General features: G+C 52.3%; 24 protein-coding genes. 2 read left to right on the plus strand and 22 right to left on the minus strand.

Features of this window, described 5'->3' with window-relative positions:
• Nucleotides 1-31 precede the first annotated feature (31 nt).
• Nucleotides 32-277 carry an IreB family regulatory phosphoprotein gene (locus tag ACRQV7_RS08425; protein WP_038324264.1) on the plus strand — a complete coding sequence of 82 codons (246 nt, stop codon included), beginning with the start codon at nt 32-34 and terminating at the stop codon, nt 275-277.
• 56 nt (nt 278-333) lie between these two features.
• On the plus strand, nt 334-633 hold the full coding sequence (locus tag ACRQV7_RS08430; protein WP_275717271.1) for a hypothetical protein: 300 nt from the start codon (nt 334-336) through the stop codon (nt 631-633).
• A 50-nt stretch (nt 634-683) separates the two neighbouring features.
• Here the strand turns inward: ACRQV7_RS08430 and purD are convergent, their stop codons facing one another.
• The 22 genes from purD to mazG form a co-directional block, all read right to left on the minus strand.
• A complete protein-coding gene (gene purD, locus ACRQV7_RS08435; protein WP_444657800.1) occupies nt 684-1,943 on the minus strand; it encodes a phosphoribosylamine--glycine ligase in 1,260 nt (419 codons plus the stop codon).
• A 21-nt stretch (nt 1,944-1,964) separates the two neighbouring features.
• Nucleotides 1,965-3,143: a phosphoribosylaminoimidazolecarboxamide formyltransferase gene (locus ACRQV7_RS08440; RefSeq protein WP_444657801.1), complete on the minus strand. Its 1,179-nt coding sequence runs from the start codon at nt 3,141-3,143 to the stop codon at nt 1,965-1,967.
• A 15-nt stretch (nt 3,144-3,158) separates the two neighbouring features.
• Nucleotides 3,159-3,866, minus strand: a complete 708-nt coding sequence (locus tag ACRQV7_RS08445) for an IMP cyclohydrolase (RefSeq protein WP_444657802.1) — start codon at nt 3,864-3,866, stop codon at nt 3,159-3,161.
• A gap of 2 nt (nt 3,867-3,868) precedes the next feature.
• Nucleotides 3,869-4,498, minus strand: coding sequence for a phosphoribosylglycinamide formyltransferase (gene purN / locus ACRQV7_RS08450; protein ID WP_444657803.1), 630 nt, complete (start codon nt 4,496-4,498; stop codon nt 3,869-3,871).
• Nucleotides 4,492-5,526, minus strand: a complete 1,035-nt coding sequence (gene purM, locus ACRQV7_RS08455; RefSeq protein ID WP_444657804.1) for a phosphoribosylformylglycinamidine cyclo-ligase — start codon at nt 5,524-5,526, stop codon at nt 4,492-4,494. The genes purN and purM overlap by 7 nt, the downstream gene beginning before the upstream one ends.
• A gap of 22 nt (nt 5,527-5,548) precedes the next feature.
• The gene (gene purE, locus ACRQV7_RS08460) at nt 5,549-6,055 is read right to left on the minus strand and encodes a 5-(carboxyamino)imidazole ribonucleotide mutase (protein WP_444657805.1); all 507 of its coding nucleotides are present in this window, start codon (nt 6,053-6,055) and stop codon (nt 5,549-5,551) included.
• Between the two features lie 306 nt (nt 6,056-6,361).
• On the minus strand, nt 6,362-7,282 hold the full coding sequence (locus ACRQV7_RS08465) for an SPFH domain-containing protein (protein WP_444657806.1): 921 nt from the start codon (nt 7,280-7,282) through the stop codon (nt 6,362-6,364).
• A gap of 1 nt (nt 7,283) precedes the next feature.
• Complete coding sequence (locus tag ACRQV7_RS08470) at nt 7,284-7,739, minus strand: NfeD family protein (protein WP_444657807.1); 456 nt, start codon at nt 7,737-7,739, stop codon at nt 7,284-7,286.
• Between the two features lie 243 nt (nt 7,740-7,982).
• Nucleotides 7,983-9,614, minus strand: coding sequence for a chaperonin GroEL (groL, locus tag ACRQV7_RS08475; protein WP_444657808.1), 1,632 nt, complete (start codon nt 9,612-9,614; stop codon nt 7,983-7,985).
• Nucleotides 9,615-9,653: 39 nt separating this feature from the next.
• Nucleotides 9,654-9,938 (minus strand): co-chaperone GroES, encoded by a 285-nt coding sequence (locus ACRQV7_RS08480; RefSeq protein ID WP_275717250.1) that lies wholly within the window; start codon nt 9,936-9,938, stop codon nt 9,654-9,656.
• Nucleotides 9,939-10,095: 157 nt separating this feature from the next.
• Complete coding sequence (locus ACRQV7_RS08485) at nt 10,096-10,998, minus strand: diacylglycerol/lipid kinase family protein (RefSeq protein WP_444657809.1); 903 nt, start codon at nt 10,996-10,998, stop codon at nt 10,096-10,098.
• Between the two features lie 32 nt (nt 10,999-11,030).
• On the minus strand, nt 11,031-12,149 hold the full coding sequence (locus ACRQV7_RS08490) for a THUMP domain-containing class I SAM-dependent RNA methyltransferase (RefSeq protein WP_444657810.1): 1,119 nt from the start codon (nt 12,147-12,149) through the stop codon (nt 11,031-11,033).
• A gap of 121 nt (nt 12,150-12,270) precedes the next feature.
• The gene (gene hpf / locus ACRQV7_RS08495) at nt 12,271-12,807 is read right to left on the minus strand and encodes a ribosome hibernation-promoting factor, HPF/YfiA family (RefSeq protein ID WP_275717244.1); all 537 of its coding nucleotides are present in this window, start codon (nt 12,805-12,807) and stop codon (nt 12,271-12,273) included.
• Between the two features lie 89 nt (nt 12,808-12,896).
• A complete protein-coding gene (locus ACRQV7_RS08500) occupies nt 12,897-13,739 on the minus strand; it encodes a fumarate hydratase (RefSeq protein WP_444657811.1) in 843 nt (280 codons plus the stop codon).
• A gap of 10 nt (nt 13,740-13,749) precedes the next feature.
• Nucleotides 13,750-14,904 carry an amidohydrolase gene (locus tag ACRQV7_RS08505; protein ID WP_444657812.1) on the minus strand — a complete coding sequence of 385 codons (1,155 nt, stop codon included), beginning with the start codon at nt 14,902-14,904 and terminating at the stop codon, nt 13,750-13,752.
• Between the two features lie 46 nt (nt 14,905-14,950).
• Nucleotides 14,951-15,394 carry a S1 RNA-binding domain-containing protein gene (locus tag ACRQV7_RS08510; RefSeq protein ID WP_444657813.1) on the minus strand — a complete coding sequence of 148 codons (444 nt, stop codon included), beginning with the start codon at nt 15,392-15,394 and terminating at the stop codon, nt 14,951-14,953.
• A 33-nt stretch (nt 15,395-15,427) separates the two neighbouring features.
• Nucleotides 15,428-15,730 carry an FtsB family cell division protein gene (locus tag ACRQV7_RS08515; RefSeq protein WP_275717236.1) on the minus strand — a complete coding sequence of 101 codons (303 nt, stop codon included), beginning with the start codon at nt 15,728-15,730 and terminating at the stop codon, nt 15,428-15,430.
• A 3-nt stretch (nt 15,731-15,733) separates the two neighbouring features.
• Nucleotides 15,734-16,270, minus strand: a complete 537-nt coding sequence (gene yabQ / locus ACRQV7_RS08520; protein WP_444657814.1) for a spore cortex biosynthesis protein YabQ — start codon at nt 16,268-16,270, stop codon at nt 15,734-15,736.
• Between the two features lie 14 nt (nt 16,271-16,284).
• Nucleotides 16,285-16,563 (minus strand): sporulation protein YabP, encoded by a 279-nt coding sequence (gene yabP, locus ACRQV7_RS08525; RefSeq protein ID WP_038324293.1) that lies wholly within the window; start codon nt 16,561-16,563, stop codon nt 16,285-16,287.
• 58 nt (nt 16,564-16,621) lie between these two features.
• Entirely contained in the window at nt 16,622-16,882 is a 261-nt protein-coding gene (locus ACRQV7_RS08530) for an RNA-binding S4 domain-containing protein (protein WP_444657815.1), read from the minus strand.
• 78 nt (nt 16,883-16,960) lie between these two features.
• The gene (locus ACRQV7_RS08535) at nt 16,961-17,236 is read right to left on the minus strand and encodes an HU family DNA-binding protein (RefSeq protein WP_038324296.1); all 276 of its coding nucleotides are present in this window, start codon (nt 17,234-17,236) and stop codon (nt 16,961-16,963) included.
• A 51-nt stretch (nt 17,237-17,287) separates the two neighbouring features.
• A complete protein-coding gene (gene mazG / locus ACRQV7_RS08540) occupies nt 17,288-18,079 on the minus strand; it encodes a nucleoside triphosphate pyrophosphohydrolase (protein WP_444657816.1) in 792 nt (263 codons plus the stop codon).
• Nucleotides 18,080-18,114: the final 35 nt, after the last annotated feature.

Genomic DNA, 18,114 nt, shown 5'->3' on the forward strand with positions numbered 1-18,114 from the left:
GTTGTATGATGTCAGTATCGGAGGTGTTTCCATGCTTGATAAAACGATGACCTTTTCGCTCGGCACCGACCGTGAAGAGGATATTAAAAAAACACTCACCCTGGTGTATGATGCTTTGAAAGAAAAGGGATACAATCCCATCAGCCAGATTGTCGGCTACATTCTTTCCGAGGATCCGACTTATATCACGACACACAATAACGCCCGCAGCCTGATTCGCAGAATCGACCGCGATGAATTGCTGCAGGTATTGTTGAAATCCTATTTGGGTGAGTAAATCACGCACTGTTACAGAAGCACTTATGAATTGAACAGAAGGAGGACGACACACGAATGAATGATGCAGACGAAAGCACACCTCAGTTTCCTACCTATAAGGGCAAGCCGTTGGTGCGCTGTGGTGATGTGATTTATTACGGAAGCATGCAGGATAAATACGTTGTAAAGCTTGAAATAAAGAGCAAAAAGAAGGTTCAGGATCTTGACGTTGCAGACCGGGTCACCATACAGCTGATGTATACGGATCAGAACATCCGCTCACGCAAACAGATTGTAAAATCCAGTGAAAAACCCGGGCTTTACCTTGCAATGGATATTGCGGACGCCTGGCTGACCAGGGCGCTTGCAGAATAGATCATATAATGAAAGACGATACGGAAAATTCCGTATCGTCTTTTTTGTGCCTATTTTCCGATATCCCGCCGGTAATGAGCGCCTTCAAACCTGATTTTACCGACGCAGGCGTAAGCCTTTTCAAGTGCCTCGTCCAAAGTGCCGCCCAGCGCGGTGACCCCCAGCACGCGGCCGCCGTTGGTGTAGAAACGATGGTTCCGGTACAGCGTTCCCGCGTGGTAGACGGTGGCGCCCTCCACCTGGCCGTAATCGTCAAGGCCGGAAATTTCGAGCCCTTTGGCATAGCTTCCGGGATATCCGCCGGAAGCCATCACGACACAGGCACAGGCTTCCTGGCTCCATTCGATCGGCTGGGAGCCCAGCCGTTCGTCGACAACGGCCTCCAGAATCTCTACGAAATCGGTCTTCAGCCGTGGCAGGACCACCTGTGTTTCCGGATCGCCGAAACGGGAATTGTATTCGATCACCTTCGGCCCGTCCTTCGTCAGCATCAGGCCAAAATACAGGCATCCCTTGAACGTCCTGCCTTCCCGGTTCATCGCCTCTACGGTCGGCAGAAAAATGGTCTTCATGCACAGCTCCGCCATTTCTTCGGAGTAATACGGGTTCGGGCTGATCGTGCCCATTCCGCCGGTATTGGGGCCCCTGTCCCCGTCCAGAGCGCGCTTGTGGTCTTTGGAGGAAACCATCGGTTTCAGGCATTTTCCGTCCGTGAACGCCAGAACCGAAACTTCCGGCCCGGTGATAAATTCTTCCACCACCACCCGGTTGCCGGAGGCGCCGAAGACCTTATCCTCCATGATGGTTTTTACCGCGGCGTGCGCCTCGCCGTAATCGGCGGCTATGATCACGCCTTTTCCCAGCGCAAGGCCGTCCGCTTTGATAACGATGGGATATTGGTTATTTGCCCGGATATATTCCATCGCGGCATGCGGGTCGTCAAAGACCTCATATCCCGCGGTGGGAATATGGTATTTTTTCATTAAATCCTTGGAGAACACCTTGCTGCTTTCAATCACAGCCGCGTTGGCGCGCGGGCCGAACGCACGGATTCCCGCCGATTCCAGCGCGTCCACCATTCCGGCGGCAAGCGGGTCGTCGGGAGCGACAAAGACCAGACCGATCCGGTTTTCCTTTGCAAACCGGACCACGCCGTCGATATCCGTTACCGGGATATCCACACACTCGGCGTCCCGTGAAATTCCGCCGTTGCCGGGAGCGCAATAAACCTTTTCCACCTTTGGGCTTTCCTTGATTTTGCGCACAATGGTATGCTCGCGGCCTCCCCCGCCGATGACCAGTATCTTCATATTATCCGCTCCTACGTCTTATTAATGGTGGAACAGCCTCATGCCGGTAAAGGCCATGGCGATTCCGTATTTGTTGCAGGTATCAATGACATTGTCGTCGCGGATGGAACCGCCCGGCTGCGCGATATATTTCACGCCGCTTTTGTGAGCGCGCTCAATATTATCCCCGAACGGGAAAAAGGCGTCCGAACCCAGCGCGACATCCGTTAACGTATCCAGCCAGACGCGTTTTTCCTCACGGGTAAGCGGTTCCGGCTTCTGCGCAAAGAAATTCTCCCAGATTCCATCCGCCAGAACATCCATGTAATCGTCGGAAATATACACATCAATGGTATTGTCGCGGTCGGGACGGCGGATTCCTTCTTTGAATTTCAGCCCAAGCACCTTCGGGTGCTGGCGTAAATACCAGGTGTCCGCCTTATTTCCCGCCAGCCGGGTGCAGTGAATGCGGGACTGCTGCCCCGCGCCGACGCCGATCACCTGTCCGCCTTTAGCGTAGCAGACGGAGTTGGACTGCGTGTATTTCAGGGTGATCAGGGAAATCAGCAGATCGCGCTTCGCACTTTCGGGAATTTCCCGATTTTCCGTTATGACATTGGAAAGCATGTCGTTGTCGATCAGGATCTCATTTCTGCCCTGCTCAAACGTAATGCCGAAAACGTCCTTATGCTCGACAGGAGCGGGCTTGTAGTCCGGCTGAATCGAGACAATGTTGTAGCCGCCCTTGCGCTTGGATTTCAAAATGGCAAGCGCTTCCTCCGTATAGCCCGGAGCAATGATCCCGTCCGAAACCTCGCGTGCGATCAAGGTCGCCGTTTCCTTGTCGCAGATATCGGACAGGGCGATCCAGTCGCCGTAGGAAGACATTCTGTCCGCTCCCCTGGCCATGGCGTACGCGCTGGCAAGCGGGGAAAGCGTAAGGTCGTCAACAAAATAAATCTTTTTCAGCGTGTCGGGCAACTCGCACGCAACCGCGGCGCCCGCGGGGCTGACATGCTTAAAAGAGGCGGCGGCGGGAAGCCCCACGGCGGCCTTCAGCTCTTTGACCAGCTGCCAGCTGTTGAAGGCGTCCAGAAAATTGATATAGCCCGGCTTTCCGTTCAGCACCTCGATCGGCAGTTCGCCGCCATCCTGCATGAAAATGCGCGACGGCTTCTGATTCGGATTACAGCCGTATTTTAAAGGTAGCTCATTTGACATTTCAGCGCCCTCCTGTTAATCATGGTTTTTATTGATGATTCTGGTTTCCGTCAGTCCGGTTTTCAGGTTGATGAAACGGGTAAACAGAGAAACCTTATTTTCTTCAGACAGGTTTTCCCAGAGCTTCTGCGTAAAATGGTCAATCTCACCGGAAATGCAGACCGGCGTCGGCTCGCCTTCATAGGAAGGAAGCGGACTGCCGTTTCCCCGATAAGTATGGATAAAATGCCCTTCCCCGCTGACCGGAGAGGAATATTCATAGAAAAAGCGCTGCGCAGAGGCCGGATTTCCGTTCGCGCTTTTCAGAATGGACAGCCGGTAGCTTCCGTCCGCTTCCATGATACCGGAAACGCGGGGCGTAAAATTCGGCCCGTCCGGTTCAAAGGTACGCGTGCGCAGAGCGGACTCAAAGGCTTTTCCCGCCTTTAAAAATTCATAGACCGTATCGGTCTGGTCCCCGTTCGTCACAATGGTGGTCCCGCCGAAAACCCTGACCGGCGAATAGATAATCAGCGAAGGGTCGCTCAGCTTTTCCGGGTCGAATGCCTGTGTGCGGATCCCTTCGCCGTCCTCCACAAACACGCGGTTGCGGCTGTTCTCACTGCGCCCCATAATAAAATAGGCGATTACGGCGTTTTGACCGTCCTCACTCCTGCCGAGAATGATTCCGCGCCCCGGATACCTGTTGGATGCCAGATTGCTTTCAATATTCTGTATTTCCATGCTCAGTCCTCCTTAATGACGGTTCTTCCGTCAGCCACTTCAATCCTGCCCTCGCAGAACAGCGAAACCGCTTTGGGCAGCAGCTTCCATTCCGCCTGTTCCATCACCCTGCGCTGGAGGATTTCCGGCGTATCGCCCGGCAAAACCTCCACCGCCTTTTGCAGAATAATCGGCCCGCCGTCGCAGACCTCGTTGACAAAATGCACGGTCGCCCCCGTTACCCTGACTCCCTTGGCAAGCGCAGCCTCATGGACCTTCAGTCCATAGAAGCCTTCTCCGCAGAACGAGGGAATCAACGCCGGATGGACATTGATGATTCTGTTTTCATAGTGCCGGACGACCTTTTCGCCGATAATGGTCATAAAGCCCGCAAGGACGACCAGATCGATTTCGTACCGGCCCAGAATTTCCAAAAGGGAGCGGTCGTAGTCCTCCTGCGCCGCAAAGCTCTTTCGGAGCAGGATTTCCGTAGGAATGCCCGCCTTTTCCGCGCGCTGCAAGGCAAAAGCATCCGCCCTGCCGGAAATGACAAGCGCCAGCTTTCCACCGCTGAGCTCGGACCGGTTCCGGGCGTCAATCAGCGCCTGCAGATTTGTTCCGCCGCCGGAAACCAGAACAGCGATGTTCAGCATAGGATGACACCTTCCCCGCCGGAAACCACGCTTCCGATCACATAGGCATGCTCGCCCATGGAATTCAGTTCGGCGACCGCGGTATTGGCCTGCTCTTTGGAGACAACCATGCACATGCCGATCCCCATATTAAAAGTATTGTACATTTCGCGCTCCGGGATATTCCCCTGCCTCTGCATCATGGAAAAAACTGGCAGCTTCGGCAGGGAAGCCAGTTCGATTTTAGCCGTCGTGCCGGGCTTGAGCATACGCGGAATATTTTCAAAGAATCCGCCGCCCGTAATGTGGGAGACCGCCTTGATGCCGACTTTTTCCATCATCGCCAGAACCGGCTTCACATAAATTTTAGTCGGAGTCAGGAGCTCTTCCCCAAGGGTATGTCCAAATTCATTGATCTGCATATTGATATTTTTCTCGCTGATATTGAAGATTTTACGGACCAGCGAAAAGCCGTTGGAATGAACGCCGGACGACTGCAGCCCGACGATCGCGTCGCCGGCCTCAATTTCGGACCCGTCAATGATGCGGTCCCTGTCGACCATCCCGACGGAGAAACCCGCCAGATCGTATTCGTCCATAGGATAAAAGCCGGGCATTTCCGCCGTTTCCCCGCCGACCAGCGCGCAGCCGGACTGCACGCAGCCGTCCGCGACGCCCGATACGATCTGCGCAATCTTTTCCGGATAGTTTTTCCCTACCGCGAGATAATCCAGGAAAAAGAGCGGCGTTGCCCCGCAGCAAACGACGTCGTTGACGCACATTGCCACACAGTCGATCCCGATCGTGTCATGCTTGTCCATTAAAAAAGCAATTTTCAGCTTTGTGCCCACGCCGTCCGTGCCGCTTACAAAAACCGGCGTCTTCATCCCGGAAAGATCCGGCTGGAACAACCCGCCGAAGCCGCCGATTCCCGAAACCACGCCCGGGATTTTGGTACGGGCCACATGGTTCTTCATCAATTCGACCGCTTTATATCCGGCGGTAACGTCGACTCCGGCCGCTTTATAACTTTCGCTGAAACTTTTCATGTCCGATCCTCCCAATATTTTCTCACAGTTCCTGAACCTTCGCCTGCAGCGCTTCATCCTTCTTCGCAACGCCCTGAGCCATTGCCTGTTTCATTTCCCGCAGCTTTGCGGCCAGCGTTTCGTCCGAAAGGGCCAGCATCTGCGCCGCAAGAATCGCGGCGTTATCCGCGCCGTCAATCGCCACGGTGGCAACCGGAATCCCGCCCGGCATCTGCACCGTCGCCAAGAGGGCGTCAAGCCCGTCGAGAGTGGAGGACTTGACCGGAATGCCGATGACCGGCAGGGTGGTGTGCGCGGCAAGCACGCCCGCCAGATGCGCCGCCTTCCCCGCCGCCGCAATGATTACCCCGAATCCGTTCCCAGCGGCGGAACGGGAAAATTCCGCGGCTGCCTGCGGCGTTCTGTGCGCGGACATCACATGTACTTCCATCGGGATTCCAAACGCTTTCAGCCGCTTCACAGCAGCCGAGACGACCGGGAAATCACTGTCGCTTCCCATGATGATCGCTACTTTTTTATCTGTCATCATTACACTCTCCTATCGTTTTCCGTCGGTCCGGAGCAATAAAAAACAGGCTGCACCATGAGACGGCACAGCCTGAAGCCATTATAACATCCGGAATATTGGCGCAGCTTGACAGTAAACAATTCCAGTTCCCTTGAACCTATAAACGGAAGATACTGTCATTGCATTTCCCTCCGACAACACATAATGTATCTATTGTAGGTGATTCCGACAATAAATTCAATAGCTGTATCAGCCAAAAAATTTTTTTGTACAGTTATCACGCGCAGAGCGGCTTATCGTATTGTAATTTGTATAGTATGACCCTGCTTATTCCGCAGCAGCACCGGCATCATTCGCCACCAGTTCCTTCAGAGATGTGGCAAGGCCCGCAAAAGACTGGATGTTGGACGGAATAATAATCTTCGTGGCTTTTCCGTCCGCGACTTTTTCAAACGCTTCCAGGCTCTTGAGCGCAATGACGCTGTCGCCCGGATCGGCCTCGTTCAGAAGCTTGATACTGTCCGCATAGGCCTGCTGCACCAGCATGATCGCCTGCGCCTCGCCCTGCGCCTCACGGATTTTTGTTTCCTTTTCCGCGTCCGCGCGCAGAATCGCGGATTCTTTCTCGCCCTCCGCAATCAGGATGGCGCTGCGCTTTTCGCCTTCCGCGGTCAGAATCTGGGCACGGCGCTCACGCTCGGCCTTCATCTGCTTCTCCATGGACTCCTGAATCTCCCTCGGCGGAATGATGTTTTTCAGTTCCACGCGGTTGACTTTGATGCCCCACGCGTCGGTGGCTTCGTCAAGGATCGTGCGGATTTTGGTGTTGATGACGTCGCGGGAGGTCAGCGTATGGTCCAGCTCCAGATCGCCGATGATGTTTCTCAGCGTGGTGGCGGACAGGTTTTCGATCGCGGAAATGGGCCGCTCCACACCGTAGGCATAGAGCTTCGCGTCGGAAACCTGAAAATACACGACGGTGTCGATCTGCATGGTAACGTTATCCTTTGTGATAACGGGCTGCGGCGGGAAGTCAATGACCTGTTCCTTTAAAGAAACCCTTTTTGAGATTTTGTCGATAAACGGGATTTTAAAGTGAAGGCCGGTCGTCCAGGTGCTGTTGTAAGCGCCGAGGCGTTCCAACACATACACGTGCGCCTGCGGCACGACCTTGATATTGCTGATTAAAATAATAAGGACAATAATTGCAAGCGCGACCAGAAAGATACCCGCCAGATTGATTCCCATTCTATTCTTCCTCCTTCATTCCGTTATGTACCGTTACAATCAGTTTAACCCCTTCGATTGCTTTGATCCGTACATGTTTTCCGATTTTTATGACCGAACCGTCTTCGCTTCGCGCCGTCCAGACGCTGCCCAGAACATTCACCTGTCCTACGCCCAGGGTATTGTTAATTTCGGCTGTCACAATGCCGTCCTTTCCAATATAGCGATCCGCATTGGTCTCTTCTTTCTTGAAATTCATCAGTTTTTTTACCAACGGCCTGGTGCTCACCAGCGTAACGGCGGTTACCACCACAAACACCACCGTTTGGGTCCAAAGCTCGGCTCCGCAGAGGTTTGCAATCAGGGCGCCGACCCCGCCTGCAACAAACCAGATGGAAACCAGCTGAGCGGTAGAGCCTTCGACAACTGCCGCGACAATAATCACCGCGAGCCAAAAGTAAGGCAAATATGTCTCCATGTTTTCACTCCTTCCGGTGTTGCATCTATCTTACCACAATTCCAATATGAAAACAATAACGCCAAATCGTCAAAAAAGACGGTTTCGGCCCGTTTTTTACCGGGCGGATAAGTCCATCCCCCCGGCCCGGGTTGAGGCTGAGTAAGCCGGGCCGGCTCTCGCCTGGCCGGTCCGTGGATGAACAAACAAGAAAAAGACGGGCGCCCAAAAAGCGCCCGTCCTTTGAAATACTGTTATTTACGATTAATACATGCCGCCCATGCCCGGGTCCGCCGGCATAGCGGGAGCCGGAGCGGGCTCTTTTTTGTCCGTTACCAAAGATTCCGTGGTGAGCACCATGGCCGCTACGGAAGCCGCGTTCTGCAGTGCGGAACGCGTTACCTTGGTCGGATCCACAATACCGAAGGAAATCATATCGCCGTACTCCTCGGTAAGAGCGTTGAAGCCGTAGTCGACCTTGTCGGCATTCTTGATGTGTTCCACAATCACAGAGCCTTCAAGGCCCGCGTTCGCGGCGATCTGGCGGATCGGCTCCTCAAGGACTTTCAGGATGATCTTGGCGCCGGTCTTTGCGTCGCCTTCGCTGTCCTCAACAACCTTTTCCACAGCCTTGTAGGTGTTCAGCAGAGCAACGCCGCCGCCCGCTACGATACCTTCTTCCACAGCAGCCTTTGTTGCGGCAAGAGCGTCTTCAATGCGGAGCTTCTGCTCTTTCATTTCCACTTCGGTTGCCGCGCCGACTTTGATAACGGCTACGCCGCCGGAAAGCTTGGCAAGACGCTCCTGCAGCTTCTCGCGGTCGAAGTCGGAGGTTGTGGTCCCGATCTGGGAACGGATCTGGGATACCCTTGCTTTGATCTCATCCTTATTGCCGGAACCGTCGACAATAATGGTGTTCTCTTTGTCCACCTTCACCTGGCGCGCACGGCCGAGCTGCTCAATCGTGGTCTCCTTGAGCTCCAGTCCCAGCTCTTCGGAAATAACCTGACCGCCTGTCAGAACGGCGATATCGCGAAGCATGTCTTTTCTTCTGTCGCCAAAGCCCGGAGCCTTTACACCGACACAGGTAAAGGTGCCGCGCAGTTTATTCAGGATCAGGGTGGTGAGAGCCTCGCCCTCGATGTCCTCTGCAATAATGACCAGCTTCTTGCCGGACTGTACGATCTTTTCCAGAAGCGGAAGAATTTCCTGGATATTGGAAATCTTCTTGTCCGTAATCAAAATATATGCATCATCAATAACGGCTTCCATTTTTTCCGTGTCTGTTACCATATAAGGGGTAATATAGCCGCGGTCGAACATCATGCCTTCTACGACCTCGGAGTATGTCTCGGCCGTTTTGGATTCTTCCACCGTAATGACCCCGTCGGAGGTCACTTTCTCCATTGCTTCGGAAATCAGCTTGCCGATAAAATCACTGGAAGCGGAAATCGTTGCAACACGGGCGATGTCCTCGGAACCGGAAACCTTTTTGGAATGATCCGCCAGAGATTTTACGGCAGCGTCAACGGCCTTCTGTACGCCTTTGCGGACCTCCATCGGATTGGCGCCCGCGGTTACGTTTTTCATGCCCTCGCGGATAATGGCCTGCGCAAGCAGAGTCGCCGTGGTGGTACCGTCGCCGGCAACGTCGTTTGTCTTTGTCGCGACTTCCTTAACAAGCTGAGCGCCCATATTTTCAAAAGCGTCTTCCAGCTCGATCTCTTTGGCAATGGTGACACCGTCGTTGGTAATGAGGGGAGCGCCGAATTTTTTGTCGAGAACGACGTTCCTGCCCTTCGGGCCAAGGGTGATTTTCACTGTATCAGCAAGCTGATTAATACCGCTTAAAAGCGCTTTTCTGGCATCCTCGCCGTAAATAATCTGTTTAGCCATTGTTTATTTCCTCCAATATCAATTTATGATGTCTGTCAATTACTCTACGACTGCAAGAATATCGCTCTGGCGTACGATGGTAAATTCCTCACCGTCGATCTTGATTTCGGTTCCGGAATACTTGCTTGTTATGACTCTGTCGCCTTTTTTCACATACATTTTAATTTCTTTGCCGTCCACGACGCCACCGGGTCCTGCCTCGATCACATCCGCAATCTGCGGCTTTTCCTTTGCGGAGCCGGCAAGAAGAATCCCGCTCTTCGTGGTCTCCTCGGCTTCTTCCATCTTAATTAAAATTCTGTCTGCCAATGGTTTAATAGTCATAATATGTCCTCCTTCAAATAATTGATTTGTTTTAGCACTCATATCCCCAGAGTGCTAAGATATATTTTATATACTTATGTTCGGAAAATCAAGTGCTTTTTTCTAAAAAACTGCAATTTCATAAATTATTTACAATTATTGTGAATTTTTTGGATTTTTAAACCGGCACAATAAAATTAACCGCGTTCGGAACCACCTCAAAACGAAGATTTCTGATTGTGGCGCATTCGCCGTCAAAATTGGCGACGGCCAGATTCGGCGCTGTGATTTCCATTTTCTTTCCCCGGCAAAAGGTCAGTAGGCTTTTGAATTTCTCGGATTCCAGGTGCCCGCCGTTCTTGTATATTTTAATCAGCGGCGGAATCTGATACACGGGCGGCTTTTTGATCAGCACAAAATCCAGCAGCCCGTCGTCCGGAACAGCCTGCGGCGCGCCGCAAAAGCCCCCGCCGTAATACTTTCCGCTGCCGGCCAGAGCAAACAGGTAAGTGCCGTCAAACCTTGCGCCGCCGTCGATCAGAATCTCCAGCGGTTCGCCCAGCCTGCCGACCAGTACTTTTGCAAGAGCCAGATTATAGGCCATGGGCCCGCTGATAAAGGGAATGTCCTTGAATTTCACCATTTCAAAAGCGACCCTGGCGTCCAGTCCCACAGAGCAAAGGTTAATGGAATACTGCCCGTTGGAATGAATCATATCCACGGGGCGGGAGTGTGCTTTCAACTGCTTTTTCAAGGATAAAAAGTCTGCGGGCTTCCCAAAGGTTTTGATATAGTCATTGCCGGAACCGCATGGAAAAATTCCCACCTCGGCATTTTTTCTCCCGATGGCGCCGGCCGCCGTCTCGCTCAGCGTCCCGTCTCCTCCGATGGCGTAAATCCGGACCGGGTCCCCTTTCCCGCTCTCTGTTTCCGCAAGCTCGGTGGCGTGCTTCGGCCTCTCGGTGAGATAACAGGAGAACTCGATTCCGTTCGCGTCCAGATATTCGCGGATAGCGGGAAAAACGGTATCATAAGCATTCTTTTTGCCGGCGACGGGATTCACAATAAATACATACCGCATGATAGCCTCCAGCCGAAATGATTTGAGGAAGGTTATTTAAAATACATGTAGTATTGGCATTTAATCATACCGTTGTAAAGCTTTCTGCGCCGGTCGGCCTTGCGGCCGAAACAATCTTCAAAGGTATCGTCCGGGCTGATAATGGAGTAGCTCCATCCGTGCCTGCGTTCAAAGACGCTGCCCATGACCCTATAAAGCTCTTCCGCCTGACGAATGTCCAAAAGGCGCTCTCCATAGGGCGGGTTACAGATCACGCAGCCGTATTCGCCCACCGGCGTGAAATCCTCTATCCCCCGTTTTTCCGCATGAATCTGGGAGATAACCCCGGCTTTTTTCGCGTTCTCAAGCGTGAGCGTGACCGCCGCGCCGTCAATATCGTAGCCGTGAGCGGTAAACGGAGCGTCGCGCAGGACCACACTCTGCGCGCGTACCTTTTCCTTCTGCCAAAGGCTCTTATCGATACAGTCCCAGCGTTCGGCGGAAAAATGACGCTGCAAACCCGGCGCGATATTCAGCGCGTACAGGGCGGCCTCGATCAGAAGAGTGCCGGAACCACAGAACGGATCGATAAAATTCGCGTCGTGCCGCACGCGGGAAAGATGTACCATACAGGCGGCAAGCGTCTCCTTAATCGGCGCTTCCGTGGAGCTTGCGCGGTATCCCCGCTTGTGAAGCCCCTCTCCGGAGGTATCGATCATAATGCTGGCCTGATCCTTCATGATCAGGAACTGGACCTGAAAAAGCGTTCCCGTCTCCTCGAACCAGCCGACATGGTACTTTTGCTTTAAACGCTCCACAATCGCTTTCTTGATGATGGACTGGCAGTCGGGAACACTGGACAGCTTGGAATTCAAGCTGCGTCCCTTGACCGGGAAGCGGTCGTTTTTCCCGATCCACCGCTCCCACGGCAGGGCCTTTACCCCCTGAAAAAGCTCCTCAAAGCTGAGCGCCCGAAAATTCCCCATCTGCACGAGCACGCGTTCCCCGTAACGCGACCAGAGATTTGCACGGACAAGCATTTCGTCGGAGCCGTCAAAAACGACCCGCCCATTCTGGGGCTCCACATTTTTCGCGTCCATTGCACGCAGTTCCTCCGCCACAAGGCCTTCCACCCCAAGAAGGCAGGGGCATACCAATTTAAAATGATCCATAATTCCACTCCAAAATTAAAATATGGGGCTGCGACAGTACGCAGCCCCAATCGTTATAGAAAACTATTCTCTATCAGGCACCGTGTTTTATCACCAAAACAGTGCGGGTGCGAATATTTTATTATTCCGTATCCGGCTCCAATAATCCGTAATTTCCGTCCTTGCGCTTATAAACCACATTGATTTCTCCGCTCTGTTCGTCGCGGAACATAAAAAACTGATGGCCGAGCAGGTTCATCTGAAGAATCGCTTCCTCCGTACTGAGAGGTTTTACAAAGAAATGCTTGGTACGCACGATCTTATATTCGCTGTCGTCTTCTTCGTCCGTATGCAGATAATTCTGTACATACTGGTCGAGGGCGGCAGAATGGATTTCTTTCTCAAGCCTTGTCTTATTTTTACGGATTTGCCTGCCCAGCGCGCTGATCACCTGATCCAGCGCGTCGTTCATCTCAAAGTCCGTTGCTTCCGCGCGATAAATCATTCCCCGCGATTTAATCGTAATTTCAACCGTCTGGCGGTTCCTCTCCAGCGTCACCATCACATTGGCCTGCGCGTCTTCATCGAAAATTCTGTCAAAGCGCGACAGCTTCTTTGCAGCCAACTCCTTAAAATTATCCCGCAGATTGACCTTCCTGCCAGTAACAGCAATTTTCATAGGAACATCTCCTTTTTCTATTCTTAAAAAAGAATATCGACTACCTATAATATACCATAATCATATGGCAAATAAAAGCGTCAGAAAATTTAAATGGTAATTTTCTTGTGGCGGGTCACATGGCAGCCTACGTTGACCGCTACCGGCAGCCCGGCAATGTGAGTGGGAAACTGCTCGATATTCACCGCAAGAGCCGTCGTAAGCCCGCCAAAGCCCTGCGGGCCGACGTTCAACTCATTGACTCTTTCAAGCATCCGCTGCTCCAGCCCGGCGTAAAACGGGTCGGAATTCCGCTGCGAAACCGGGCGGCAGAGCGCCTGTTTTGCCAACAGGGCGCATTTTTCAAAATCGCCGCCGATGCCCACACCCAAAACAACCGGCGGGCACGGGTTCCCGCCCGCGGCCCGAACCGTGTCCGCGACAAACCCGATGAGTTCGTCCGTACTTGCGGACGGGGTAAACATTTTGATTCGGCTCATATTCTCGCTGCCAACCCCTTTCGGCGCCGCGGTAATCGTAAGCTTGTCCCCGGGGACCAGGCGCAGATGGATGACGGCGGGCGTGTTGTCCCCTGTATTTCCCCTGCGGATAGGGTCCGCGGCCACCGAACAGCGCAGCCGGCCTTCGAGATACCCCCGGCGCACCCCCTCGTTGACGGCGTCCTCAAACGAACCGCCGGTCAGGTGAACCTCCTGCCCGATTTCAACAAAAACCACAGCCATGCCCGTATCCTGACAGATGGGGATTTCGAGCTCCCGCGCGGCATTCATATTTTCGCACAGATCGCACAGAACGGTCCTGCCAATCGGGGACGTCTCCTTCTCCGAGGCGGCGGAGATACAGTTTTCAAGGTCCTCCGGCAAAACGCGGTTCGCGTCAATAAAAAGCTTTTTAATCGCTTCGGTAATCTGTGAAACATCAATCTCTCTCATACGCGTTCCCTCATTGAATAATTTTTCCGTTGGCAATCACATATTTCGGTTTAGAAGTCATTTCGAGCGGATTCCCGTCAAAGACGACCATATCCGCGTCTTTTCCGGGTTCAATCGAACCCACCCTGCCGTCGATTCCGCAGATTTTCGCCGGGTTGATGGTAATCGCCTTCAAAGCGTCCTCATAGCGCATTCCCTCGCGCACGGCAAGCGCCGCACAGGTCGGAAGATACTGCAGCGGGACGACGGGATGATCGCTGATAATCGCGGTAAGGATGCCCGCATTTGCGAGAATTCCCGGGTTTTGCGGCGTTAAATTTTTCAGCTCCGGCTTGGAGCGGTCGCAAAGGAAGGGACCGGCCAGCACCCGTACGCCGTCCTTTGCCAGCGCGTCCGCAATCAGGTGCCCCTCCGTGCCGTGGACAATCACGTAATTCAGGTGAAATTCTTTGGCGATGCGGACGGCGGTAAAAATATCGTCGGCGCGGTGCGCGTGGAAATGCACCTCTATTTCGCCCCTGAGGGCGGGAAGCAGCGCCTCGGACTTCATATCGAATTCGGGCGCGTCAAAATCCTCGTCGGTCTTAGAGCGCTCCAGGTCCTTCTGATACCGCTGCGCCTTGAAAAGCTCCTCGCGGATCAAGGCGGCCGTCGCCATCCTTGTGGAGGGGGCAAGATTTTTGCCGTGATACACGGATTTCGGATTCTCCCCCAGCGCCATTTTAATGGCGACAGGAGCTTTTACCAGCATGTCGTCGATCCGTCCCCCGCAGGTCTTGATCGCGGCGAGCTGGCCGCCGATCGGGTTGGCGCTGCCGGGGCCGGTCACCACCGTAGTAACGCCGGCGGCAAGGGCTTCGCCGAAGCAGCGGTCGATGGGGTTCACCGCGTCAATGGCGCGCAGCTGCGGCGTAACGGGGTCTGTTTCCTCGTTCCCGTCGTCCCCCTCAAACGTAAGGCCGTCCTCCCACATGCCGACATGCGTGTGCGCGTCCACAAAACCCGGATAAACACCGGCTCCCCGAACGTCGAGGACCTGCTCATCCTGTGCGGGCCGTACGGAGCCGGAGCCCAGAGAATCGATTTTTTCGCCTTTTGTGCGGATCCAGCCGTCTTCTATGACCTTGCCCGCCATCGTATCAATTTTTGCATGAATAATCAGCATTGTTTTTCCTCCAACAAAAAAGCGGAGTGCGTGCACTCCGCTGAAATTATTTCGACTGGCCGGAACCGCCGTGCTTGGAAAAGCCGCCGCGCTTTGACTCCACGCATCTTTTCAGATCCGACATCTTTTCATCACTTGTCTGCTTGAACTTGGACATCATATCCTCAAAGCTTGTCGCTTCGCTTTTTCTGCCCTGCCACTCGTAGTTTCCCGGCCTGGATACGCGTGGGGCGGGAGCATTGCCTCGCGGTGCGGGCGGAATGGCCTTTTTCATGGAAAGGCTGACTTTCCCGTCCTCGCTGATGCTCATTACCTTGACCTTCACCATTTGGTTCTCAGTCACAAAGTCGCGTATTTCCTTAACAAAGGTGGGTGCGACTTCCGAAATATGCACCATACCGGTTTTGCCGCCCGGCAATTCTACAAAAGCGCCGAATTTTGTAATGCCCGTAACTTTTCCTTCCAGGATCGTTCCTACCTCAAGCTGCATATGTAAGTGATTTCCTCCTTAATAATAGAGCGATTAATTCCCCGCAATATTAACAAAAACACGTTCTCCCGGCTTGGCAAAGTTCAGGCTTTCGCGCGCAACGCGTTCAATATAATCACTGTTCCCGTTTGCGCCTGTGCCCAGGGCATGTTTTATGTCCTCGTTTTCTACCTGCTGGATAACGATCTTCTGCTTAACGGCCGCAAGTTCCTGGCGTTTCTGGCTGATCTGAACCTGTTGATTAACAAGCGCAACAATCGTATAGATTGCAAAAGCAAAGATAGCCGTACGCAGCAAAAAACTGCCCTTTTGCTTTTTTTTCTTGATAACCTTCATAACTCAGCGGCGCCTCCTAAGCTTTGCTGTCTTTTTCCGCTTCTTTTTCTTTTTTCCTTCAGGCTTTGCTTTGAAATGATTATACACTATTTCACGGTGATGTTTCAAGCGTTTTTTCAGATTTGATGCGACTATTTTTGTATTCTTACCAATTTTCTTCAGAACAGAGAGAAGCAAATGAGATATTTTAGCAAGTAATTTCTTAACAGGAACAATGATGAATTTTCGGACGATTCCCGCTATAAAACGAAACACACGGTAGGTTACCGTACCTACCGTCAAATAATACAGGCACCAGCCGATTCCTTCCCCCGCCAGAATATAAAACCTTACTTCTCCGTAATTGACACCCAGGGCAAGCAGGAAGGTAACAAACGCCGCCGTAACCATATAGAACAGATCCTGAAAAAACACGGCGCGGCGTTCCGACTGAAATACGGTGCGAAAGATGCGGAAAATATCATAATACGCGCCCAGGAATACACCGGCAGCAATGGCAATGACAAACCCCTGAAGCTGGGCAGTGAGAGATAAATTCAAATAACCTCACTCCCCTATTTAAACAGCCTCGAGAAAAAGCCGCCTGAAAGCTGATTTTCAACATAGGACATGGCGCTGATATCGCCGGTCAAGGTCAGTTCGCCGGTTTCAATATTCAATTTATTAATCTGCAGCTTTGTCCCCTTAATAATCAGCTGGCCCAGGTCGGTGTAGGCGACAATGGTCTGTTCGTCAAAGCTGTCAACATTGGAAACGCCGGTGGCGGTCAATGCGCGACGGTTTTCAAGGATCAGGCTGTGCGGTACCTTCACAGACTTTTTTTCTTCAGCCATTTCAAGACCCTCCTATTCATTCATACCAATTTGTATGCATAAACGGAGGGACATATACTTAAAGGTTCGCGGGTCCGTCCGACAGAACGCGGTACATTTCCGCGACCTCTTCCTTTTTCGCGTATTCGTTTACGCTGAGCACCTGCGCCTTTACGCCGCGCGAACCGAGCTGCAGCTCCAGAATATCGTCTACCTTCACGTCGTAGGAGGCTCTGGCCGGTTTTCCGTTCACAAGTACCCGGCCGGCGTCACAGGCTTCGTTCGCGATGGTGCGGCGCTTAATGATACGGGATATTTTCAGATATTTGTCCAATCGCATAGTATAAACCCCTTCTGAAATAAATAAAAGGCTGTAACGTCATAGTCTGTTACAGCCTTTTATGAGAACCGTTCTATTTTATTTAGCTGTAGCGTCCTTAAATGCTTTGCCTGCCTTGAAAGCAGGAACTTTGGAAGCGGGAATGGTGATGGGAGAATTTGTTCTCGGGTCACGGCCCTGTCTCTCACTGCGGCTGCGTACTTCAAACGTACCAAAACCAACAATCTGGACTTTTTCATCTTCGGAAACAGCTTTAACGATTGTGTCAATCATTGCATTGACAGCATTATCGGCATCTTTTTTGGACATACCTGCCTTTTCAGCAACAGCAGCAATTAATTCTGTTTTGTTCATAATATTTGACCTCCGTTTTTTTATTATTCAACAGCAGAAAGCTGAGAATGATTAATTTGTCTTAGCTTCATTCCAAAGAGAATCAAGCTGTTCCAGCGACAAAGAAGCCATATCGGCCCCGCGTTCCTTTGCAAGCTGTTCCATTTTCTGAAAGCGCAAGATAAATTTATCACAGGAAAAGCTTAAGGCCTGCTCAGGCTCCACTTTTAAAAACCGCGAAACATTCACGACAGAGAATAAAAGGTCGCCCAATTCTTCCATGCGGTCTTCCCAGCTTCCATTGTCTATCGCTTCCTTTAATTCACAGGTTTCTTCCGCAACCTTATCAAGCGCGCCGGAAATATCGGGCCAGTCAAACCCGACCTTCGCGGCCTTATGCTGCACCTTGGCGCTTCGCATCAAAGCGGGCAGGGCTTTTGAAACGCTTTGCAGAACTTCCGTCTGGGTCGCCTGTTTTTTGGTTTCCTTTTTGATCGCGTCCCAGTTGACAAGAACCTCGTCGGAACTGTTGACGACCGTGCTGCCAAAAACATGGGGATGGCGGATAATCATCTTTTGGGCAATCCCGTCCACCACATCAGAAAAGTCAAAACGGCCGCTTTCCTTTTCAAGCTGAGAATGAAACAGCACCTGAAGAAGGACGTCGCCCAGTTCTTCCTTTAAAAGCTCCGTATCCTCATTGTCAATTGCCTCAACAGCTTCATAAGTCTCCTCAATAAAACAATTCCTGATACTTTGATGTGTCTGTTCCCTGTCCCACGGACAGCCCTCCGAAGAACGGAGAATCGCCATGATATCCAGCAAATCCTGCATGCTGTATTTTTTCTTGAACTGAAAATCCAAAACAAATATCTCCTGTGAAAGAAAGTATCGGATAA

The organism is Caproiciproducens lactatisolvens, from assembly GCF_052443335.1.
Taxonomy (GTDB): Bacteria; Bacillota; Clostridia; order Oscillospirales; family Acutalibacteraceae; genus Caproiciproducens.

Coding starts and splice junctions, on each gene's coding strand:
- ACRQV7_RS08425 (WP_038324264.1), top strand. CDS start 32: ATGCTTGATAAAACGATGACCTTTTCGCTCGGCACCGACCGTGAAGAG.
- ACRQV7_RS08430 (WP_275717271.1), top strand. CDS start 334: ATGAATGATGCAGACGAAAGCACACCTCAGTTTCCTACCTATAAGGGC.
- purD (WP_444657800.1), bottom strand. CDS start 1,943: ATGAAGATACTGGTCATCGGCGGGGGAGGCCGCGAGCATACCATTGTG.
- ACRQV7_RS08440 (WP_444657801.1), bottom strand. CDS start 3,143: ATGTCAAATGAGCTACCTTTAAAATACGGCTGTAATCCGAATCAGAAG.
- ACRQV7_RS08445 (WP_444657802.1), bottom strand. CDS start 3,866: ATGGAAATACAGAATATTGAAAGCAATCTGGCATCCAACAGGTATCCG.
- purN (WP_444657803.1), bottom strand. CDS start 4,498: ATGCTGAACATCGCTGTTCTGGTTTCCGGCGGCGGAACAAATCTGCAG.
- purM (WP_444657804.1), bottom strand. CDS start 5,526: ATGAAAAGTTTCAGCGAAAGTTATAAAGCGGCCGGAGTCGACGTTACC.
- purE (WP_444657805.1), bottom strand. CDS start 6,055: ATGATGACAGATAAAAAAGTAGCGATCATCATGGGAAGCGACAGTGAT.
- ACRQV7_RS08465 (WP_444657806.1), bottom strand. CDS start 7,282: ATGGGAATCAATCTGGCGGGTATCTTTCTGGTCGCGCTTGCAATTATT.
- ACRQV7_RS08470 (WP_444657807.1), bottom strand. CDS start 7,739: ATGGAGACATATTTGCCTTACTTTTGGCTCGCGGTGATTATTGTCGCG.
- groL (WP_444657808.1), bottom strand. CDS start 9,614: ATGGCTAAACAGATTATTTACGGCGAGGATGCCAGAAAAGCGCTTTTA.
- ACRQV7_RS08480 (WP_275717250.1), bottom strand. CDS start 9,938: ATGACTATTAAACCATTGGCAGACAGAATTTTAATTAAGATGGAAGAA.
- ACRQV7_RS08485 (WP_444657809.1), bottom strand. CDS start 10,998: ATGCGGTATGTATTTATTGTGAATCCCGTCGCCGGCAAAAAGAATGCT.
- ACRQV7_RS08490 (WP_444657810.1), bottom strand. CDS start 12,149: ATGGATCATTTTAAATTGGTATGCCCCTGCCTTCTTGGGGTGGAAGGC.
- hpf (WP_275717244.1), bottom strand. CDS start 12,807: ATGAAAATTGCTGTTACTGGCAGGAAGGTCAATCTGCGGGATAATTTT.
- ACRQV7_RS08500 (WP_444657811.1), bottom strand. CDS start 13,739: ATGAGAGAGATTGATGTTTCACAGATTACCGAAGCGATTAAAAAGCTT.
- ACRQV7_RS08505 (WP_444657812.1), bottom strand. CDS start 14,904: ATGCTGATTATTCATGCAAAAATTGATACGATGGCGGGCAAGGTCATA.
- ACRQV7_RS08510 (WP_444657813.1), bottom strand. CDS start 15,394: ATGCAGCTTGAGGTAGGAACGATCCTGGAAGGAAAAGTTACGGGCATT.
- ACRQV7_RS08515 (WP_275717236.1), bottom strand. CDS start 15,730: ATGAAGGTTATCAAGAAAAAAAAGCAAAAGGGCAGTTTTTTGCTGCGT.
- yabP (WP_038324293.1), bottom strand. CDS start 16,563: ATGGCTGAAGAAAAAAAGTCTGTGAAGGTACCGCACAGCCTGATCCTT.
- ACRQV7_RS08530 (WP_444657815.1), bottom strand. CDS start 16,882: ATGCGATTGGACAAATATCTGAAAATATCCCGTATCATTAAGCGCCGC.
- ACRQV7_RS08535 (WP_038324296.1), bottom strand. CDS start 17,236: ATGAACAAAACAGAATTAATTGCTGCTGTTGCTGAAAAGGCAGGTATG.